The following is a 15,909-nucleotide window of genomic DNA, read 5'->3' as shown; positions in this document are numbered from 1 at the left end:
TGCAGTATCGCGCAATGTGGTGCTATGGTGACCAAACACTGTTTAGTAAATTAAACAAAAATCATGAATACGACTCCTGAATTATCCTGTGACGTGCTGATCATTGGCAGCGGGGCTGCCGGACTCTCACTGGCGCTGCGCCTGGCTGAAAAACATCAGGTTATTGTCCTGAGCAAAGGGCCAGTCAGCGAAGGCTCGACATTTTATGCCCAGGGGGGTATTGCCGCGGTTTTCGATGAAACCGACAGTATCGACTCCCACGTTGAAGATACGCTGATTGCCGGGGCCGGGCTGTGCGATCGCCATGCGGTTGAATTTGTCGCCAGCAATGCCCGCACCTGCGTTCAATGGCTTATCGATCAGGGCGTCTTATTCGATACACAGGTTCAGCCTAACGGCGAAGAGAGCTATCACCTGACCCGTGAAGGCGGTCACAGCCATCGACGCATCCTGCACGCGGCGGATGCTACCGGCAAAGAAGTCGAAACCACCCTCGTCAGCCAGGCACAAAATCACCCCAATATCCGGGTTCTTGAGCGTAGCAACGCCGTCGACCTGATTGTCTCCGATAAAATCGGTCTGCCGGGAACGCGTCGGGTTGTCGGCGCATGGATCTGGAATCGTAATAAAGAAGCCGTCGAAACCTGCCATGCGAAGTCGGTAGTGTTGGCCACCGGCGGCGCATCAAAGGTGTATCAATACACTACCAATCCGGATATTTCCTCGGGTGACGGGATTGCAATGGCCTGGCGCGCAGGATGCCGCGTCGCCAACCTGGAGTTTAACCAGTTTCACCCGACTGCGCTGTATCATCCGCAGGCACGCAATTTTCTGCTGACCGAAGCGCTGCGCGGCGAAGGCGCGCACCTGAAGCGCCCGGACGGTTCACGCTTTATGCCCGATTTTGACGAACGTGGCGAACTGGCTCCCCGCGATATTGTCGCCCGCGCCATTGATCATGAAATGAAGCGCCTTGGTGCAGATTGCATGTTCCTCGATATCAGCCATAAGCCGGAAGAATTTGTTCGTCAGCATTTCCCGATGATTTATGAAAAGTTGCTGGGACTGGGCATTGATTTAACCAAAGAGCCGGTTCCCATCGTGCCTGCCGCGCACTATACCTGCGGCGGTGTGATGGTGGATGACTTTGGCCGTACCGATGTCGACGGGCTGTATGCGATCGGCGAAGTGAGTTACACCGGCCTGCATGGCGCCAACCGGATGGCATCGAACTCATTGCTGGAGTGTCTGGTTTATGGCTGGTCCGCAGCTGAAGATATCGACAGGCGCATGCCTTATGCTCGCGGCGTTAGCACGCTCCCGGGCTGGGATGAAAGCCGGGTAGAAAATCCGGATGAGTTGGTTGTTATCCAGCATAACTGGCATGAGCTGCGGCTGTTTATGTGGGATTACGTCGGTATTGTGCGTACGACCAAGCGCCTGGAGCGCGCTCTGCGCCGTATCACCATGCTGCAACAGGAAATCGACGAGTATTACGCCCATTTCCGCGTGTCGAACAATTTGCTGGAACTGCGTAACCTGGTGCAAGTTGCGGAGCTGATTGTCCGCTGCGCAATGATGCGCAAAGAGAGTCGGGGCCTGCACTACACGCTGGATTACCCAGAACAGCTTCCTGAGTCGGGCCCGTCTATTCTCTCGCCGCTAAGTCATCACATAAACAGGTAAAACGCCTGGGTCAGCGCCGTATAACCTTCAGAGTAACGTTGGTCTGGCCCACGAATCACCAGCCTGTCGCTAAAGCACTCCCCGGCCTGCGGGGAGAATGCCAGCAACACCCGATGCGGTAGCCGGGCTTCCGTTTCTGCTACATCCGTACGTAATCGCAGATGCCAGCCCATACTTAATGCCTGCTGGGTAAACGCGTTCCCAATCTGTTCCGGCAGCACTACACAAAAAAATCCTTCTTCCGTAATGCTGTCCGCCGCCAGCGTAAGCAACGCCTGATGATCGAGCGAGGTGGTATAACGCGCTTGCTCACGCTGCGGTGTAGCGCATTCCACGCCCTGTTCATAATAGGGAGGATTGCTGATTATCAAATCAAAACGCACGGTCTGACGCGGTACCCACTGTTGCGCATCTTCTATATGAACACTCACGCGATGCATCCACGGAGATTGCGCGATGTTCTCCTGCGCCTGCTGCGCGGCGTCGACATCAAGCTCCACGGCGTCAATGATGACGTTTTCATCAGTGCGCTGGGCCAGCATCAGCGCCAACAGGCCGCTCCCGGTACCAATATCCAGGATCCTTTTTACGCCCGCAACGGGGGCCCAGGCTCCCAATAAAATGCCGTCTGTTCCGACTTTCATTGCACAGCGATCGTGTGCCACAAAAAACTGCTTAAAAGTAAATCCATTACGTCTCAGTACGGATGTAGACTGGGGCATGAAGAACAACCTTCCTGGAAAAAAAACGATAACATAGGATAAAAACAATACCTGAGAAGGTATATCCATACAAACAGATGAAGATTGCAGCCGTAACGTCTATAATCAGCGCCCCACTCAGAGGTAGAACATGACTGTAACGACTTTTTCCGAACTTGAACTCGATGAAAGCCTTCTGGATGCCCTCCAGGAAAAAGGTTTCACTCGCCCGACCGCCATTCAGGCTGCCGCCATTCCGCCTGCGCTCGATGGCCGTGATGTACTCGGTTCTGCGCCGACAGGCACCGGTAAAACGGCGGCATATTTGCTGCCAGCGTTGCAGCACCTGCTCGACTTCCCGCGCAAGAAATCTGGTCCGCCGCGCATTTTAATCCTGACACCAACGCGCGAACTGGCGATGCAGGTTGCCGAACACGCTCGTGAGCTGGCGAAGAATACGCATCTGGATATCGCTACGATTACCGGCGGCGTGGCTTACATGAACCACATGGAAGTCTTTAGCGAAAACCAGGACATCGTGGTCGCCACCACGGGTCGTCTGCTGCAATACATTAAAGAAGAAAACTTCGACTGCCATGCGGTTGAAACGCTAATTCTCGATGAAGCAGACCGTATGCTGGACATGGGCTTTGCCCAGGACATCGAGCATATCGCCGGTGAAACACGCTGGCGTAAGCAAACCATGCTGTTTTCCGCCACGCTGGAAGGCGATGCGATTAAGGATTTTGCCGAGCGTCTGTTGGAAGACCCGGTCGAAGTCTCAGCGGATCCGTCCACCCGTGAACGCAAGAAGATCCATCAGTTTTACTACCGTGCCGATGACATCGAGCACAAAACTGCCATGCTGATCCACCTGTTAAAACAGCCAGAGGCGACCCGCTCAATTGTTTTCGTACGCAAACGCGAGCGTGTGCACGAACTGGCAGGCTGGCTGCGCCAGGCTGGCATTAATAACTGCTATCTCGAAGGCGAGATGGTGCAGAACAAACGTAACGAAGCGATCAAACGCCTGACCGATGGCCGCGTGAACGTGCTGGTAGCAACCGACGTCGCCGCTCGCGGGATCGATATTCCGGACGTCAGCCACGTGTTTAACTTCGACATGCCGCGCAGTGGCGATGCCTATCTGCACCGTATTGGCCGTACCGGTCGTGCTGGCCGTAAAGGCACTGCGATCTCTTTGGTTGAAGCGCACGACCACCTGCTGCTCGGCAAAGCGAGCCGCTATATTGACGAACCGCTGAAAGCTCGTGTCATTGACGAACTGCGTCCAACCACGCGCGCGCCAAGTGAGAAATCTAACGGTAAGCCATCCAAGAAAGTGCTGGCGAAGCGCGCTGAGAAAAAGGCGAAAGAAAAAGAGAAGCCGCGGGTGAAAAAACGCCACCGCGATGCCAAAAATATCGGCAAACGTCGTAAGCCGAGCGGAGCTGCTACCCAGCAGTCCGACAAAGAGTAAACCGAATGCCGGGCCATTTAGCCCGGCATTTTTTCACGTGATGCAAAACTCTCTTCAATACACTCAAGAAACACCCGCATCGCCGGGCTAACGACTTTTCCGGCATGATAACCACACAATGCCGTAATTAACTCAGGTTGTTCACTGAACGGTAATTCAATCAACTCCCCTGAACGTAACTCCTTCTCGACGGCAAAATGCGGCAAAAAGCTGATCCCAAGATTTGCCGATACGCACTGCTTAATGCTTTCAATGCTCCATAACTCAATGGTATTTTCCAGCGTAATCTGTCGTTTACGCAGTAGCCCCTCGAAGCGTTGTCTGAAAATACATTGCGGCTCATTAATGATAAAACTGCAGGGAATGTGCTGGTTATGCTGAGTAAAATCAACGTGCTGAAGCAGTGGCGAAGCAACTAATGCCAGTGACTGATCGCCAAGCGGTATCAACTCCAGGGCATCGTCATTACCCACCCGATAAAACACCCCCAGATCAACATCATCACTGAGCAACGCATTGCGAATGACATAACAATTGAGCGACTGTAAAGACAACCGCACATGAGGCGCACGTTGTTTAAATCGCTGTAAAACCTGCGGCATTTTATACGCCAGCAGCGTTTCGCCTGTTGCGACACGTAGATCGCCGCTCGGCTGCGCATCCTGATGTGCCGACTGTCGAATCGATGCCATCACGCGCGTCAGGTCATGGATATGCGGCATCAGCCGTTTTCCCTCACTGGTGAGACACATCCGGCGACCAATTTTTTCAAACAACTGCACCGAAAGCTCTTGCTCAAGCTGTTGAATATGAAAGGTAACCGTTGATTGCGTACAGCACAGTTTTTGTGATGCCCGCAGAAATGAGCCCTCTTCCACCACCGTTTTTAGCGTAATAAACCGACGTAAATCCATCCGCACCAACCCATCGAAAATATCGAATTCAGAATGCAAAAACATTCATTTTTTTAATGTTTTGCCTCGGGTACTGTCTATCAAAACAGAGGAGATAACAAGTGACCCCCATGCTTTTAAGTGCATTCTGGACCTATACATTGATTACCGCGCTAACCCCCGGACCAAACAACATCCTTGCGCTCAGTGCCGCGACGTCACACGGTTTTCGTCAGAGTACACACGTACTGGCCGGAATGAGTCTGGGCTTTTTAATCGTCATGATGATGTGCGCCGGGATTTCATTTTCACTGGCGGTCATGGATCCAGCCATCATCCACTGGCTTAGTTGGGCTGGGGCCGCTTATATCCTGTGGCTGGCGCTGAAGATCGCTACCAGCCCGACCTCGAACGATAGATTGCAGTCAGAGCCGATTAGCTTCTGGGCAAGTTTTGGCTTGCAGTTTGTTAACGTGAAAATCATTTTGTACGGCATTACCGCGTTATCCACGTTTGTATTACCGTACACTCAGGACGCCCACTGGCTGATTGGGGTGAGTATTCTGTTAGCGCTGATAGGCACCTTCGGGAATGCCTGCTGGGCGCTGGCGGGCCATCTTTTTCAGCGCGTTTTTCGCCGTTACGGTCGACAGTTGAATATCATTCTGGCGCTGTTGTTGGTGTATTGCGCGGTGAGGATCTTTTACTAACAGATGCAAAAAAGCGGAAGACGCACTGGCATCTTCCGCTTTTTGATTCTCTGCTAAACGGGGTTATTCCCCGTGAGCCTTACAGGCTCTCAGTAAAGGTACGAGCAATAACGTCGCGCTGCTGTTCTGGGGTCAGAGAGTTGAAACGCACTGCATAACCAGAAACACGGATGGTCAGCTGCGGATATTTTTCCGGATGCTTAACTGCATCTTCCAGCGTTTCGCGACGCAGAACGTTCACGTTCAGGTGCTGACCACCTTCCACGCGGACTTCCGGCTGTACGTCTACCGGTACTTCACGGTATTCGATTTCGCCCAGTTTGCTGACTGCAACGACTTCATCAGCATTGAAACCTGCTTTCGCAACGATGCAGCGTGCTTCGCCTTTTTCGCTGTCCAGCAGCCAGAAAGAGTTCAGCAGGTCGTCGTTTGCAGCTTTAGTAATCTGGATACCTGTAATCATTTGATGCCTCCCCGGCAAAATTATTTGATCTCGGTTGGCCGTCATCCGGCCAATTGGTAAAACCATTGTTGCTTGAGTGTATATATACCCCTCACACACCCTTGAATCTTTGATTTAAATCAATAAAAACCACACATGAAAAGTGGTGATAGGTGGATTTTATTGTTTTACATCAACTTACGCCATATGCGCAGCTAAACTTTTTACATAAATTTTCAACTATCTTTAAGGAGTAGACCATTGAGAAACGTACAGAATTTTGCGACGCCGAAAGAAGCAGTTAAGCTAGGGGGATTGAAAATTCGCAGGAGAGCGAGATGGCCACCGAATTAACCTGGCACGATGTGCTGGCTGAAGAGAAACAGCAGCCTTATTTTGTTAACACACTGCATACTGTTGCCGGCGAGCGTCAGTCAGGAATGACAATTTATCCGCCGCAAAAAGATGTGTTTAACGCTTTTCGCTTTACCGAGCTTGGTGACGTGAAAGTTGTCATCCTGGGTCAGGATCCTTACCACGGTCCAGGCCAGGCACACGGTCTCGCGTTCTCTGTCCGCCCCGGCATTGCCACTCCACCCTCATTGCTGAACATGTACAAAGAGCTGGAGGCAACGATTCCAGGCTTCACGCGCCCAACACACGGATATCTGGAAAGCTGGGCACGTCAGGGGGTACTGTTACTCAACACCGTACTCACCGTCCGCGCCGGTCAGGCACATTCTCACGCCAGCCTTGGGTGGGAAACATTTACCGATAAAGTCATCAGTCTGATTAACCAACATCGGGAAGGCGTGGTTTTCCTGCTCTGGGGTTCTCACGCCCAGAAGAAAGGCGCGATTATTGATACGCAGCGTCACCATGTGTTGAAAGCGCCCCACCCATCACCGCTCTCTGCGCATCGCGGTTTCTTTGGCTGCAATCACTTTGTACTGGCGAATGAATGGCTGGAACAACGAGGTGAAAAGCCAATTGACTGGATGCCGATATTACCCGCAGAAAGCGAGTAAAAAAATGCCAGCGATTCGCTGGCATTTTTATTATCAGGCTTTGTTCTGACGCCACCACTCCGCGAGCAGCACGCCTGTTGCCACAGAAACGTTGAGCGTTTCTACCTTGCCAGTGCCGTCAATCGCTATGCACAAATCGTCGGCTGAGCATGCTGCTTCTGGCAGAGCTTCACGCTCACGCCCTAATACCAGCACCATTTTTTCCGGCAGGGTGGTAGTAAACAGCGGTTTGCCTTTCCCGCTTGAGGTCATCACAACCGTGTAACCCGCCTGGCGGAAGTCGTCCAGCACATCAACAATGCTGTCGCCGGTAATCGGCTGAACGTGCTCAGCTCCGCCTTCAGCTGTACGGATGGCCGCACCTGATTCCAGCAGCGCCGCATCCTGAACCACTACGCCTTTCACACCGAAGTGCGCGCAGCTACGCATCATGCCGCCCAGGTTATGGGGGTTAGCGATATCTTCCAGTGCCAGCACGCAATCCTGCGCCCCTGCCTGACCAACCCATTGCTTAACGGTAGTACCGTTACGTTTTTTGATCAGGAAACAGACGCCGCCATGGTGTTCGGTGCCAGAGGCTTTCGCCAGCTCGGCTTCGTCAACCACGTGATAGGCTTTGCGGTTTGCCGCCATCCAGCGTAATGCTTCTTTAAAGCGCGGGGTTACGCTCTGAACAAACCAGGCGCGAACGATGGCGTCCGGGCGACTCTGGAACAGAGCCTGGCAGGCATTCTCACCGTAAACGCGGGTTTCTTCCGCGCGCTGACGGCGTAATACTTCAGGATCGATAAAGCTCTTACCGCTAATACCGCCGTGATCGGCTTTATCCGCTGCGTCATCATTCGGTGCGCGGGACACGGTACGCCACGGTGAATCTTCACGTCTGCGGTCACGTTCTACATCGCGGTCACGACCACGTTCACGACCGCGTTCGCTGTTCGGACCCTTTCGGTCATCACGGGCAGGGCGACGACCGCCTTCGGCTCGGGAAGTACCGGGGCGACCACCGCCTTTGCCAGTACGTGGATTTTGGGTGCGTTTATCCGAGTCATCGTCACTGCGGACGTACATCACTTTGACCTTGCCGTTTTTGTTCTTCAGTTCGTCGCTCATGTTTTTCTCCACCTGCTCTGCGCGAAGCGCGCAGATTACCCGATGTGCACGTCGTTAGCCATTATTTCATTTAAAAGCTAAGGACTATTGTACTCATTGAATAAAACGCATTGTTGTTTAGAACAGACTCCCCGATAATATGTAACATAATAGAAACATACTGGCGTTCCTGCCGTGAAGTCCACTCCACTCATCCAGAGGTTAGTTATGAATACCGTTTGTACCAGCTGCCAGGCTATCAACCGCATCCCTGACAATCGTGTCCAGGAAGCGGCTAAATGCGGACGCTGTGGTCACGACCTGTTTGATGGGGAGGTGATCAATGCGACCGGTGAGACACTGGATAAACTGTTAAAAGACGATCTCCCGGTGGTCGTTGACTTTTGGGCCCCCTGGTGTGGTCCATGTCGTAACTTCGCCCCGATTTTTGAAGATGTCGCGGAAGAGCGTAGCGGTAAAGTGCGTTTTGTTAAAGTGAATACGGAAGCCGAGCGAGAACTCAGCGCCCGTTTCGGTATCCGCAGCATTCCGACCATTATGATTTTCAAAAAAGGGGAAATCGTCGACATGCTTAACGGCGCTGTACCAAAAGCCCCGTTTGATAGCTGGCTTAACGAATCATTATAATCTCTACGGGGCGCATCTTGTGCCCCGTTTTCACCTCTGCGACAATAGCGTTTTTCAACGTGTTTACCCATGACCGATAACGCTGTTCTTCAGTTACGCGCTGAGCGCCTCGCGCGCGCCACGCGTCCTTTCCTTGCCCGAGGTAATCGCGTTCGCCGATGTCAGCGCTGCCTGCTGCCGCAGAAACTCTGCTTGTGCGCAACGCTGGCACCCTCTGAGGCAAAAAGTCGCTTTTGTCTGGTGATGTTTGATACCGAGCCGATGAAGCCCAGCAACACGGGGCGTTTGATTGCTGATATTCTGCCCGATACCACGGCTTTTCAGTGGTCACGCACCGAGCCGCCGCAGGCGCTGCTGGAACTGGTGAAAAATCCGGATTACCAGCCGATGGTTGTATTCCCGGCCTCCTATGCGGGTGAAGAGCGTGAAGTGATTTTCACGCCACCAGCCGGTAAGCCCCCATTGTTTATCATGCTCGACGGCACCTGGCCTGAGGCGCGTAAAATGTTCCGCAAAAGCCCGTACCTCGATAACCTGCCGGTGATCTCCGTTGATTTATCACGCCTTTCTGCTTACCACCTGCGTGGCGTTCACGCTGAAGGGCAATATTGCACTGCCGAAGTGGCCATCGCCTTGTTGGATCTGGCGGGAGATACGCAAGCCGCTGAAGGGTTAAGCGATCATTTCACTCGCTTTAAAACCCGCTACCTGGCAGGAAAAACTCAACATCAGGGAAGCGTCACAGCAGATTCATCAGAAAACGTTTAAAATCATTCGGTCACTGGTGTCATTAAGGAAGCCGATATGAGTCAGCGTGGCCTGGAAGCACTACTGCGACCGAAATCCATTGCGGTGATTGGGGCGTCAATGAAGCCTAATCGCGCGGGTTACCTGATGATGCGTAACCTGCTTGCCGGCGGTTTCAATGGACCTGTTTTACCGGTGACGCCCGCATGGAAAGCGGTGTTGGGCGTACTGGCGTGGCCCAATATCAACAGCCTGCCTTTTAGCCCGGATCTCGCCGTGTTGTGCACCAATGCCAGCCGTAACCTGGCGTTACTCGAAGCGCTTGGCGAGAAAGGCTGTAAAACCTGCATTATTCTCTCAGCTCCCGCGGCGCAGCACGCAGAGCTACTGGCCTGCGCATCACGCTACAACATACGTTTGCTGGGCCCCAACAGCCTGGGACTTCTCGCGCCCTGGCAAGGACTTAACGCCAGCTTTTCCCCCGTTCCGATTAAGCGCGGCAAGCTGGCTTTTATCTCTCAATCCGCCGCCGTATCCAACACCATTCTCGACTGGGCACAGCAGAGAGAAATGGGCTTTTCTTACTTTATCGCGCTGGGTGATAGCCTGGATATCGACGTTGATGAGCTGCTGGATTACCTGGCGCGCGACAGCAAAACCAGCGCGATATTGCTGTATCTCGAGCATTTAAGTGATGCCCGACGCTTTGTTTCCGCCGCCCGCAGCGCCTCGCGCAATAAACCTATTCTGGTGATTAAGAGCGGTCGTAGTCCAGCGGCGCAGCGTTTACTGCATACCAGCGCCGGGATGGACCCCGCGTGGGACGCCGCTATTCAGCGCGCCGGTTTACTACGCGTACAAGACACCCACGAGCTATTCTCGGCGGTCGAAACCCTGAGCCACATGCGCCCGCTGCGTGGCGACAGGCTGATGATCATCAGCAATGGGGCCGCGCCTGCCGCACTGGCATTAGATGAACTGTGGTCAAAAAATGGCAAGTTGGCGACGTTGAGTGAAGACACCTGCCAGAAATTACGCGATGCCTTGCCTGAACATATTGATATCGCCAACCCGCTGGATCTGCGTGATGACGCCAGCAGCGAACACTACGTTAAGACGCTGGATATTTTGCTTGCCAGCCAGGATTTCGACGCGTTGATGGTGATTCATTCCCCCAGCGCAGCCGCTCCCGGAACCGAAAGCGCACAGGCATTGATTGAAGCGGTAAAGCATCACCCCCGAGGAAAATTCGTCTCGTTACTGACCAACTGGTGCGGAGAGTTTTCCTCTCAGGAAGCCCGCAGACTGTTTAGTGAAGCCGGACTGCCCACCTACCGCACGCCGGAAGGTACCATCACCGCATTTATGCATATGGTGGAGTATCGGCGAAACCAGAAGCAGCTACGAGAAACGCCTGCGCTGCCTGACAGCCTGACCTCCAACACCGCCGAAGCGCATAATCTGTTACAGCGGGCGATTGCTGAAGGAGCCACATCGCTTGATACCCACGAAGTGCAGCCGATTTTACAGGCTTATGGCTTACACACGCTGCCAACGTGGATCGCCAGCGACAGCGCGGAAGCGGTACACATCGCGGAGCAAATCGGCTACCCGGTGGCGCTCAAGCTGCGTTCTCCTGATATCCCGCATAAGTCGGAAGTTCAAGGGGTAATGCTCTACCTGCGTACAGCAACAGAAGTGCAGCAGGCTGCCAATGCAATTTTCGATCGGGTAAAAATGGCCTGGCCGCAGGCACGCATTCACGGTTTATTAGTACAAAGTATGGCGAATCGCGCTGGTGCTCAGGAACTTCGCGTCGTCGTTGAACACGACCCGGTATTTGGCCCGTTGATTATGCTGGGTGAAGGTGGTGTTGAGTGGCGACCGGAAGATCAAGCCGTGGTGGCATTGCCGCCATTGAACATGAATCTGGCGCGTTATCTGGTGATCCAGGGGATCAAAAATAAAAAGATCCGCGCGCGCAGTGCACTGCGCCCATTGGATATCGCCGGGTTGAGCCAGCTTCTGGTGCAGGTCTCCAACCTGATCGTCGACTGTCCGGAAATTCAGCGTCTGGATATTCATCCGCTGCTGGCCTCGGCCGGAGAATTTACCGCGCTGGACGTTACGCTGGATATTGCCCCTTTCACGGGCGATAACGAAAGCAGACTGGCTGTACGTCCCTACCCCCATCAGCTTGAAGAGTGGGTGGAGTTGAAGAACGGCGAGCGCTGTCTGTTCCGCCCCATTTTGCCGGAGGATGAACCTCATCTTCAGCAGTTCATTTCTCAGGTGACAAAAGAAGATCTTTATTATCGCTATTTCAGTGAGATCAACGAATTTACCCACGAAGATTTAGCCAATATGACGCAGATCGACTACGATCGGGAAATGGCCTTTGTTGCGGTGCGTTGTAAAGATAATCACGAAGAGATCCTCGGCGTAACGCGGGCAATCTCGGATCCTGATAACGTAGACGCTGAGTTTGCCGTACTGGTTCGTTCCGATCTCAAAGGGCTTGGACTGGGTCGCCGATTGATGGAAAAATTAATTGCCTATACTCGAGATCACGGACTTATACGTTTGAATGGTATTACGATGCCGAACAATCGTGGGATGGTCGCCCTGGCCCGAAAGCTCGGGTTTGTTGTTGACGTCCAGCTCGAAGAGGGAATTGTTGGGCTAACGCTTAATCTGGCCCAATGTGAGGAATCGTGAGTAAGGTACTGGAAATGTTGACCACATTAATGGGTACTGGTGGTATCATTGCCCGCTTATGTCGTCTGCATAGCACAGAGGACCCTTCAATGAACAGAGAAGAAATGCACTGTGATGTTGTCAAAATTTAAGCGTAATAAACATCAACAACACCTTGCCCAACTACCCAAGATTTCTCAGTCAGTTGATGATGTAGATTTCTTTTATGCTCCCGCTAATTTCAGGGAGACTCTGCTGGAAAAAATAGCCAGCGCGACGCGACGGATCTGCATTATTGCGCTGTACCTGGAACAGGATGACGGTGGTAAAGGCATACTTGACGCTCTCTATGCGGCAAAACGGCAGCGTCCTGAACTGGATGTCCGGGTGCTTGTCGACTGGCACCGAGCCCAGCGCGGTCGTATTGGGGCTGCGGCATCCAATACCAATGCTGACTGGTATTGCCGAATGGCGCAAGAAAACCCTGGTATCGATATTCCTGTCTATGGCGTTCCGATTAACACCCGTGAAGCGCTTGGCGTCCTGCATTTCAAAGGCTTTATCATTGATGACAGCGTCCTGTACAGCGGGGCCAGTCTGAACGATGTTTACCTGCATCAGCATGATAAATATCGCTATGACCGTTATCAGTTGATTCGCAACGCGCAAATGGCCGATATCATGTTCGATTGGGTGACGCAAAACCTGATGAACGGTCGCGGCGTTAACCGTCTTGATGATATCAACCGCCCTAAAAGCCCAGAAATTAAAAACGACATCCGCCTGTACCGTCAGGAACTGCGCGATGCGTCATTCCATTTTCAGGGTGATGCTGATAACGAACAGCTTTCGGTTACGCCTCTGGTGGGTCTTGGGAAATCCAGTCTGTTAAATAAGACCATTTTCCATCTTATGCCCTGCGCGGAGCACAAGCTTACAATCTGTACCCCTTATTTCAACCTTCCCGCCATACTGGTGCGCAATATCATTCAACTGCTGCGTGAAGGGAAAAAGGTTGAAATCATTGTCGGTGATAAAACCGCCAACGACTTTTTCATCCCGGAAGATGAGCCATTCAAGATCATCGGTGCGCTGCCTTATCTGTATGAAATAAATCTGCGCCGTTTCCTGAGCAGATTGCAGTATTACGTGAATACCGACCAGTTGATCGTGCGCTTATGGAAAGATGATGACAATACCTATCATCTGAAAGGTATGTGGGTTGATGATAAATGGATGCTGCTCACCGGCAACAACCTTAACCCTCGCGCCTGGCGTCTGGATCTGGAAAACGCCATCCTTATCCACGATCCTAAGCAAGAGCTCACCCCTCAGCGCGATAAAGAGCTGGAGCTTATCCGTACGCATACTACCGTCGTTAAGCACTATCGCGACCTGCAAAGCATTGCTGACTATCCAGTCAAAGTGCGTAAACTCATCCGTCGACTGCGCCGTATTCGTATCGACAGATTAATTAGCCGTATTCTGTAATCAAGACCCCGTCCAGTGACGGGGTTTTTCATATGGAGGCAACGGTGCGCCTGTTCATTCTTATCAGTATCCTTGCCATTTCGGGCTGCAGCCATATGGCTAACGACCAGTGGAGCGGGCAAGACAAAGCTCAACACTTCATCGCCTCCGCCATGCTTGCCGCAGCCGGCAATGAATATGCCCAACATCAGGGCAACAGCCGCGATCGCAGTGCGGCTATCGGCCTGATGTTCTCAGTCAGCCTGGGTGCGTCAAAAGAGCTATGGGACAGCCGTCCCGCTGGGAGCGGCTGGAGCTGGAAGGACTTCGCCTGGGATGTTGCAGGCGCATCTACCGGCTATGCGGTCTGGCAACTGGCACATTACTAGAGGCGCAGACCTTTCCCCTTCCCATGCAGCATTAGCGATACTAAAAACGCAACGACTGCCAGCGCTGTGACGTACCAGAAGAATGTCGTCTCCATACCGACAGACTTCAGGGACAACGCGACATATTCGGCTGAACCGCCAAACAACGCATTGGCCACCGCATAAGATAATCCAACCCCCAGAGCGCGCACCTGCGCCGGGAACATTTCGGCCTTCAGAATACCGCTAATTGACGTATAGAAACTGACGATTAACAGAGCACACATCACCAGAGCAAACGCCATATACGGGGATGTTACGCTTTGCAATGCTGTCAGAATGGGAACAGTGAAAATCGCGGCCAACGCGCCAAAACACAGCATTGAAGTACGTCGGCCAATTTTATCAGACAAGGCGCCGAACAGCGGTTGTACCAGCATGAACACACACAGTGCCGCCGTCATAATCCCGCTGGCTACGTTGGCATGCATACCGGCTGTGTTAACCAGGTACTTCTGCATATAGGTTGTGAACGTGTAAAAACACAACGAACCCGCGGCGGTAAAACCAAGCACCATGACAAAAGCTTTGCGATTACGCCACAGACCTTTCATAGAGCCCGCTTCTTTCAGCGCACGAACGTCCTGTTTCGAGGTTTCATCCAGTTGGCGACGCAGCCATAGCGCAACAATAGCCAGCACGGCGCCCAACGCAAATGGAATACGCCAACCCCATTCTCTGAGCGCTGAGTCTTCTAACGTGTGCTGTAATATGACCACAACCAGCAATGCCAGTAACTGTCCGCCGATTAACGTTACGTACTGGAATGAAGCATAAAAACCTTTCTTACCTTCAACGGCGACTTCACTCATATAGGTCGCGCTGGTTCCGTATTCACCACCGACAGATAACCCCTGGAATAGCCTGGCCAGCAGTAATAGCGCAGGCGCCCAGGTACCGATAGTTTCATATCCCGGTAGACAAGCGATCACCAACGATCCCATGCACATCATGCAAACGGACAGCAACATGGACTTTTTACGCCCGTGCTTATCTGCGATACGGCCAAACAGCCAGCCTCCAATTGGTCGCATCAAGAAGCCAGCGGCAAAAACGCCGGCGGTTTGTAAGAGTTGTGTGGTGGTATTTCCTGATGGAAAAAAGATATGAGCAAAATAAAGAGAGCAGAATGAATAGATATAGAAATCAAACCATTCGACCAGATTTCCTGATGATGCTCCGACAATCGCCCATATACGACGACGGGTATCGCCGTCTGACAGCGCCCCGTTCTCAGTTACACTACTATCAGCCATTAGAATTGTACCCCTGCCAACGATCGCGTGAATTTATCAATGATGGTTGTGTGTTTTTTAGTGAATAGAATGTTATGCAATTGTTATATATTATTGTGCGGTAAAGATCACGATTTTAATTAGCAAAGAAAGGATTCAGATATGTTCGAGGGAGAGATCCGTGTAGTAGATCGAGACAGTGTGCTTTTGTTGGTCGATTAAGGCTGTTACGTCGAATCCGGCAATGTACCGCCGCGTTGCCTGATGCGCTACGCTTATCAGGCCTACAAAATACGTTCAGCCCAGCCCCTGCAGGCCGGATAAGGCGGCACGCCGCATCCGGCGGTTTTCATCCCGCACTGACGCAAAAAAGCCCATCCGGCAGGATGGGCTTCTTCACTTTAATTGATGCCTGGCAGTTTATGGCGGGCGTCCTGCCCGCCACCCTCCGGGCCGTTGCTGCGCAACGTTCAAATCCGCTCCCGGCGGATTTGTCCTCCTCAGGAGAGCGCTCACCGACAGACAACAGATAAAACAAAAGGCCCAGTCTTTCGACTGAGCCTTTCGCTTTTATTTGATGCCTGGCAGTTCCCTACTCTCGCATGGGGAGACCCCACACTACCATCGGCGCTACGGCGTTTCACTTCTGAGT

14 protein-coding genes and 1 rRNA gene are annotated in these 15,909 nt (G+C 52.6%); 9 read left to right on the top strand and 6 right to left on the bottom strand.

Annotated elements, in window-relative coordinates; translation table 11 throughout:
* The first annotated feature begins 63 nt into the window (after positions 1–63).
* Positions 64–1,686 carry an L-aspartate oxidase gene (gene nadB, locus OGY72_RS06505; RefSeq protein WP_063941920.1) on the top strand — a complete coding sequence of 541 codons (1,623 nt, stop codon included), beginning with the start codon at positions 64–66 and terminating at the stop codon, positions 1,684–1,686.
* On the opposite strand, the gene trmN is transcribed toward nadB, so the two are convergent.
* Positions 1,671–2,408 carry a tRNA(1)(Val) (adenine(37)-N(6))-methyltransferase TrmN gene (trmN, locus tag OGY72_RS06500; RefSeq protein ID WP_286547449.1) on the bottom strand — a complete coding sequence of 246 codons (738 nt, stop codon included), beginning with the start codon at positions 2,406–2,408 and terminating at the stop codon, positions 1,671–1,673. The two genes, nadB and trmN, sit on opposite strands and share 16 nt — an antisense overlap.
* Positions 2,409–2,538: 130 nt before the next feature.
* On the opposite strand from trmN, the gene srmB reads away from it, so the two are divergent.
* Positions 2,539–3,867, top strand: coding sequence for an ATP-dependent RNA helicase SrmB (gene srmB, locus OGY72_RS06495; protein WP_003835340.1), 1,329 nt, complete (start codon positions 2,539–2,541; stop codon positions 3,865–3,867).
* Positions 3,868–3,884: 17 nt separating this feature from the next.
* Here srmB and OGY72_RS06490 read toward each other — a convergent pair whose 3' ends face one another.
* Positions 3,885–4,781 carry a LysR family transcriptional regulator gene (locus OGY72_RS06490; protein WP_286547504.1) on the bottom strand — a complete coding sequence of 299 codons (897 nt, stop codon included), beginning with the start codon at positions 4,779–4,781 and terminating at the stop codon, positions 3,885–3,887.
* A gap of 101 nt (positions 4,782–4,882) precedes the next feature.
* On the opposite strand from OGY72_RS06490, the gene eamB reads away from it, so the two are divergent.
* Positions 4,883–5,470: a cysteine/O-acetylserine transporter gene (gene eamB, locus OGY72_RS06485; protein WP_003835342.1), complete on the top strand. Its 588-nt coding sequence runs from the start codon at positions 4,883–4,885 to the stop codon at positions 5,468–5,470.
* A 79-nt stretch (positions 5,471–5,549) separates the two neighbouring features.
* On the opposite strand, the gene grcA is transcribed toward eamB, so the two are convergent.
* The gene (grcA, locus tag OGY72_RS06480) at positions 5,550–5,933 is read right to left on the bottom strand and encodes an autonomous glycyl radical cofactor GrcA (protein WP_003037563.1); all 384 of its coding nucleotides are present in this window, start codon (positions 5,931–5,933) and stop codon (positions 5,550–5,552) included.
* A gap of 317 nt (positions 5,934–6,250) precedes the next feature.
* Here grcA and ung point away from each other — a divergent pair, with 317 nt between their 5' ends.
* A complete protein-coding gene (gene ung, locus OGY72_RS06475) occupies positions 6,251–6,940 on the top strand; it encodes a uracil-DNA glycosylase (RefSeq protein WP_218667239.1) in 690 nt (229 codons plus the stop codon).
* A gap of 33 nt (positions 6,941–6,973) precedes the next feature.
* Here the strand turns inward: ung and OGY72_RS06470 are convergent, their stop codons facing one another.
* Positions 6,974–8,053: a tRNA/rRNA methyltransferase gene (locus OGY72_RS06470; protein ID WP_003835345.1), complete on the bottom strand. Its 1,080-nt coding sequence runs from the start codon at positions 8,051–8,053 to the stop codon at positions 6,974–6,976.
* 207 nt (positions 8,054–8,260) lie between these two features.
* Here OGY72_RS06470 and trxC point away from each other — a divergent pair, with 207 nt between their 5' ends.
* The 5 genes from trxC (at position 8,261) to OGY72_RS06440 (ending at position 13,983) form a co-directional block, all read left to right on the top strand.
* Positions 8,261–8,680 (top strand): thioredoxin TrxC, encoded by a 420-nt coding sequence (gene trxC / locus OGY72_RS06465; RefSeq protein WP_003835346.1) that lies wholly within the window; start codon positions 8,261–8,263, stop codon positions 8,678–8,680.
* Between the two features lie 69 nt (positions 8,681–8,749).
* Positions 8,750–9,448, top strand: a complete 699-nt coding sequence (gene tapT, locus OGY72_RS06460) for a tRNA-uridine aminocarboxypropyltransferase (protein WP_003835347.1) — start codon at positions 8,750–8,752, stop codon at positions 9,446–9,448.
* 36 nt (positions 9,449–9,484) lie between these two features.
* The gene (locus tag OGY72_RS06455; protein ID WP_286547448.1) at positions 9,485–12,145 is read left to right on the top strand and encodes a bifunctional acetate--CoA ligase family protein/GNAT family N-acetyltransferase; all 2,661 of its coding nucleotides are present in this window, start codon (positions 9,485–9,487) and stop codon (positions 12,143–12,145) included.
* 114 nt (positions 12,146–12,259) lie between these two features.
* Complete coding sequence (gene pssA, locus OGY72_RS06445; protein ID WP_286547503.1) at positions 12,260–13,615, top strand: CDP-diacylglycerol--serine O-phosphatidyltransferase; 1,356 nt, start codon at positions 12,260–12,262, stop codon at positions 13,613–13,615.
* A 32-nt stretch (positions 13,616–13,647) separates the two neighbouring features.
* Positions 13,648–13,983, top strand: a complete 336-nt coding sequence (locus OGY72_RS06440; protein ID WP_208021691.1) for a YfiM family lipoprotein — start codon at positions 13,648–13,650, stop codon at positions 13,981–13,983.
* Here the strand turns inward: OGY72_RS06440 and OGY72_RS06435 are convergent.
* Both OGY72_RS06435 and rrf read right to left on the bottom strand, forming a co-directional pair.
* Complete coding sequence (locus tag OGY72_RS06435) at positions 13,980–15,278, bottom strand: MFS transporter (RefSeq protein WP_286547447.1); 1,299 nt, start codon at positions 15,276–15,278, stop codon at positions 13,980–13,982. The two genes, OGY72_RS06440 and OGY72_RS06435, sit on opposite strands and share 4 nt — an antisense overlap.
* Positions 15,279–15,836: 558 nt before the next feature.
* A 5S ribosomal RNA gene (gene rrf / locus OGY72_RS24900) occupies positions 15,837–15,909 on the bottom strand; the annotation flags it as partial.

It is taken from the genome of Citrobacter sp. Cpo221 (assembly GCF_030332345.1).
GTDB classification, from domain to species: Bacteria; Pseudomonadota; Gammaproteobacteria; order Enterobacterales; family Enterobacteriaceae; genus Citrobacter; species Citrobacter portucalensis.
The sequence above is the reverse complement of the archived record's forward strand: the minus strand, read 5'-3'. Positions and strand labels throughout refer to the sequence as shown.

Coding starts and splice junctions, on each gene's coding strand:
- OGY72_RS06490 (WP_286547504.1), bottom strand. CDS start 4,781: ATGGATTTACGTCGGTTTATTACGCTAAAAACGGTGGTGGAAGAGGGC.
- OGY72_RS06470 (WP_003835345.1), bottom strand. CDS start 8,053: ATGAGCGACGAACTGAAGAACAAAAACGGCAAGGTCAAAGTGATGTAC.
- trmN (WP_286547449.1), bottom strand. CDS start 2,408: ATGCCCCAGTCTACATCCGTACTGAGACGTAATGGATTTACTTTTAAG.
- OGY72_RS06440 (WP_208021691.1), top strand. CDS start 13,648: ATGGAGGCAACGGTGCGCCTGTTCATTCTTATCAGTATCCTTGCCATT.
- pssA (WP_286547503.1), top strand. CDS start 12,260: ATGTTGTCAAAATTTAAGCGTAATAAACATCAACAACACCTTGCCCAA.
- grcA (WP_003037563.1), bottom strand. CDS start 5,933: ATGATTACAGGTATCCAGATTACTAAAGCTGCAAACGACGACCTGCTG.
- srmB (WP_003835340.1), top strand. CDS start 2,539: ATGACTGTAACGACTTTTTCCGAACTTGAACTCGATGAAAGCCTTCTG.
- ung (WP_218667239.1), top strand. CDS start 6,251: ATGGCCACCGAATTAACCTGGCACGATGTGCTGGCTGAAGAGAAACAG.
- OGY72_RS06435 (WP_286547447.1), bottom strand. CDS start 15,278: ATGGCTGATAGTAGTGTAACTGAGAACGGGGCGCTGTCAGACGGCGAT.
- OGY72_RS06455 (WP_286547448.1), top strand. CDS start 9,485: ATGAGTCAGCGTGGCCTGGAAGCACTACTGCGACCGAAATCCATTGCG.
- tapT (WP_003835347.1), top strand. CDS start 8,750: ATGACCGATAACGCTGTTCTTCAGTTACGCGCTGAGCGCCTCGCGCGC.
- nadB (WP_063941920.1), top strand. CDS start 64: ATGAATACGACTCCTGAATTATCCTGTGACGTGCTGATCATTGGCAGC.
- trxC (WP_003835346.1), top strand. CDS start 8,261: ATGAATACCGTTTGTACCAGCTGCCAGGCTATCAACCGCATCCCTGAC.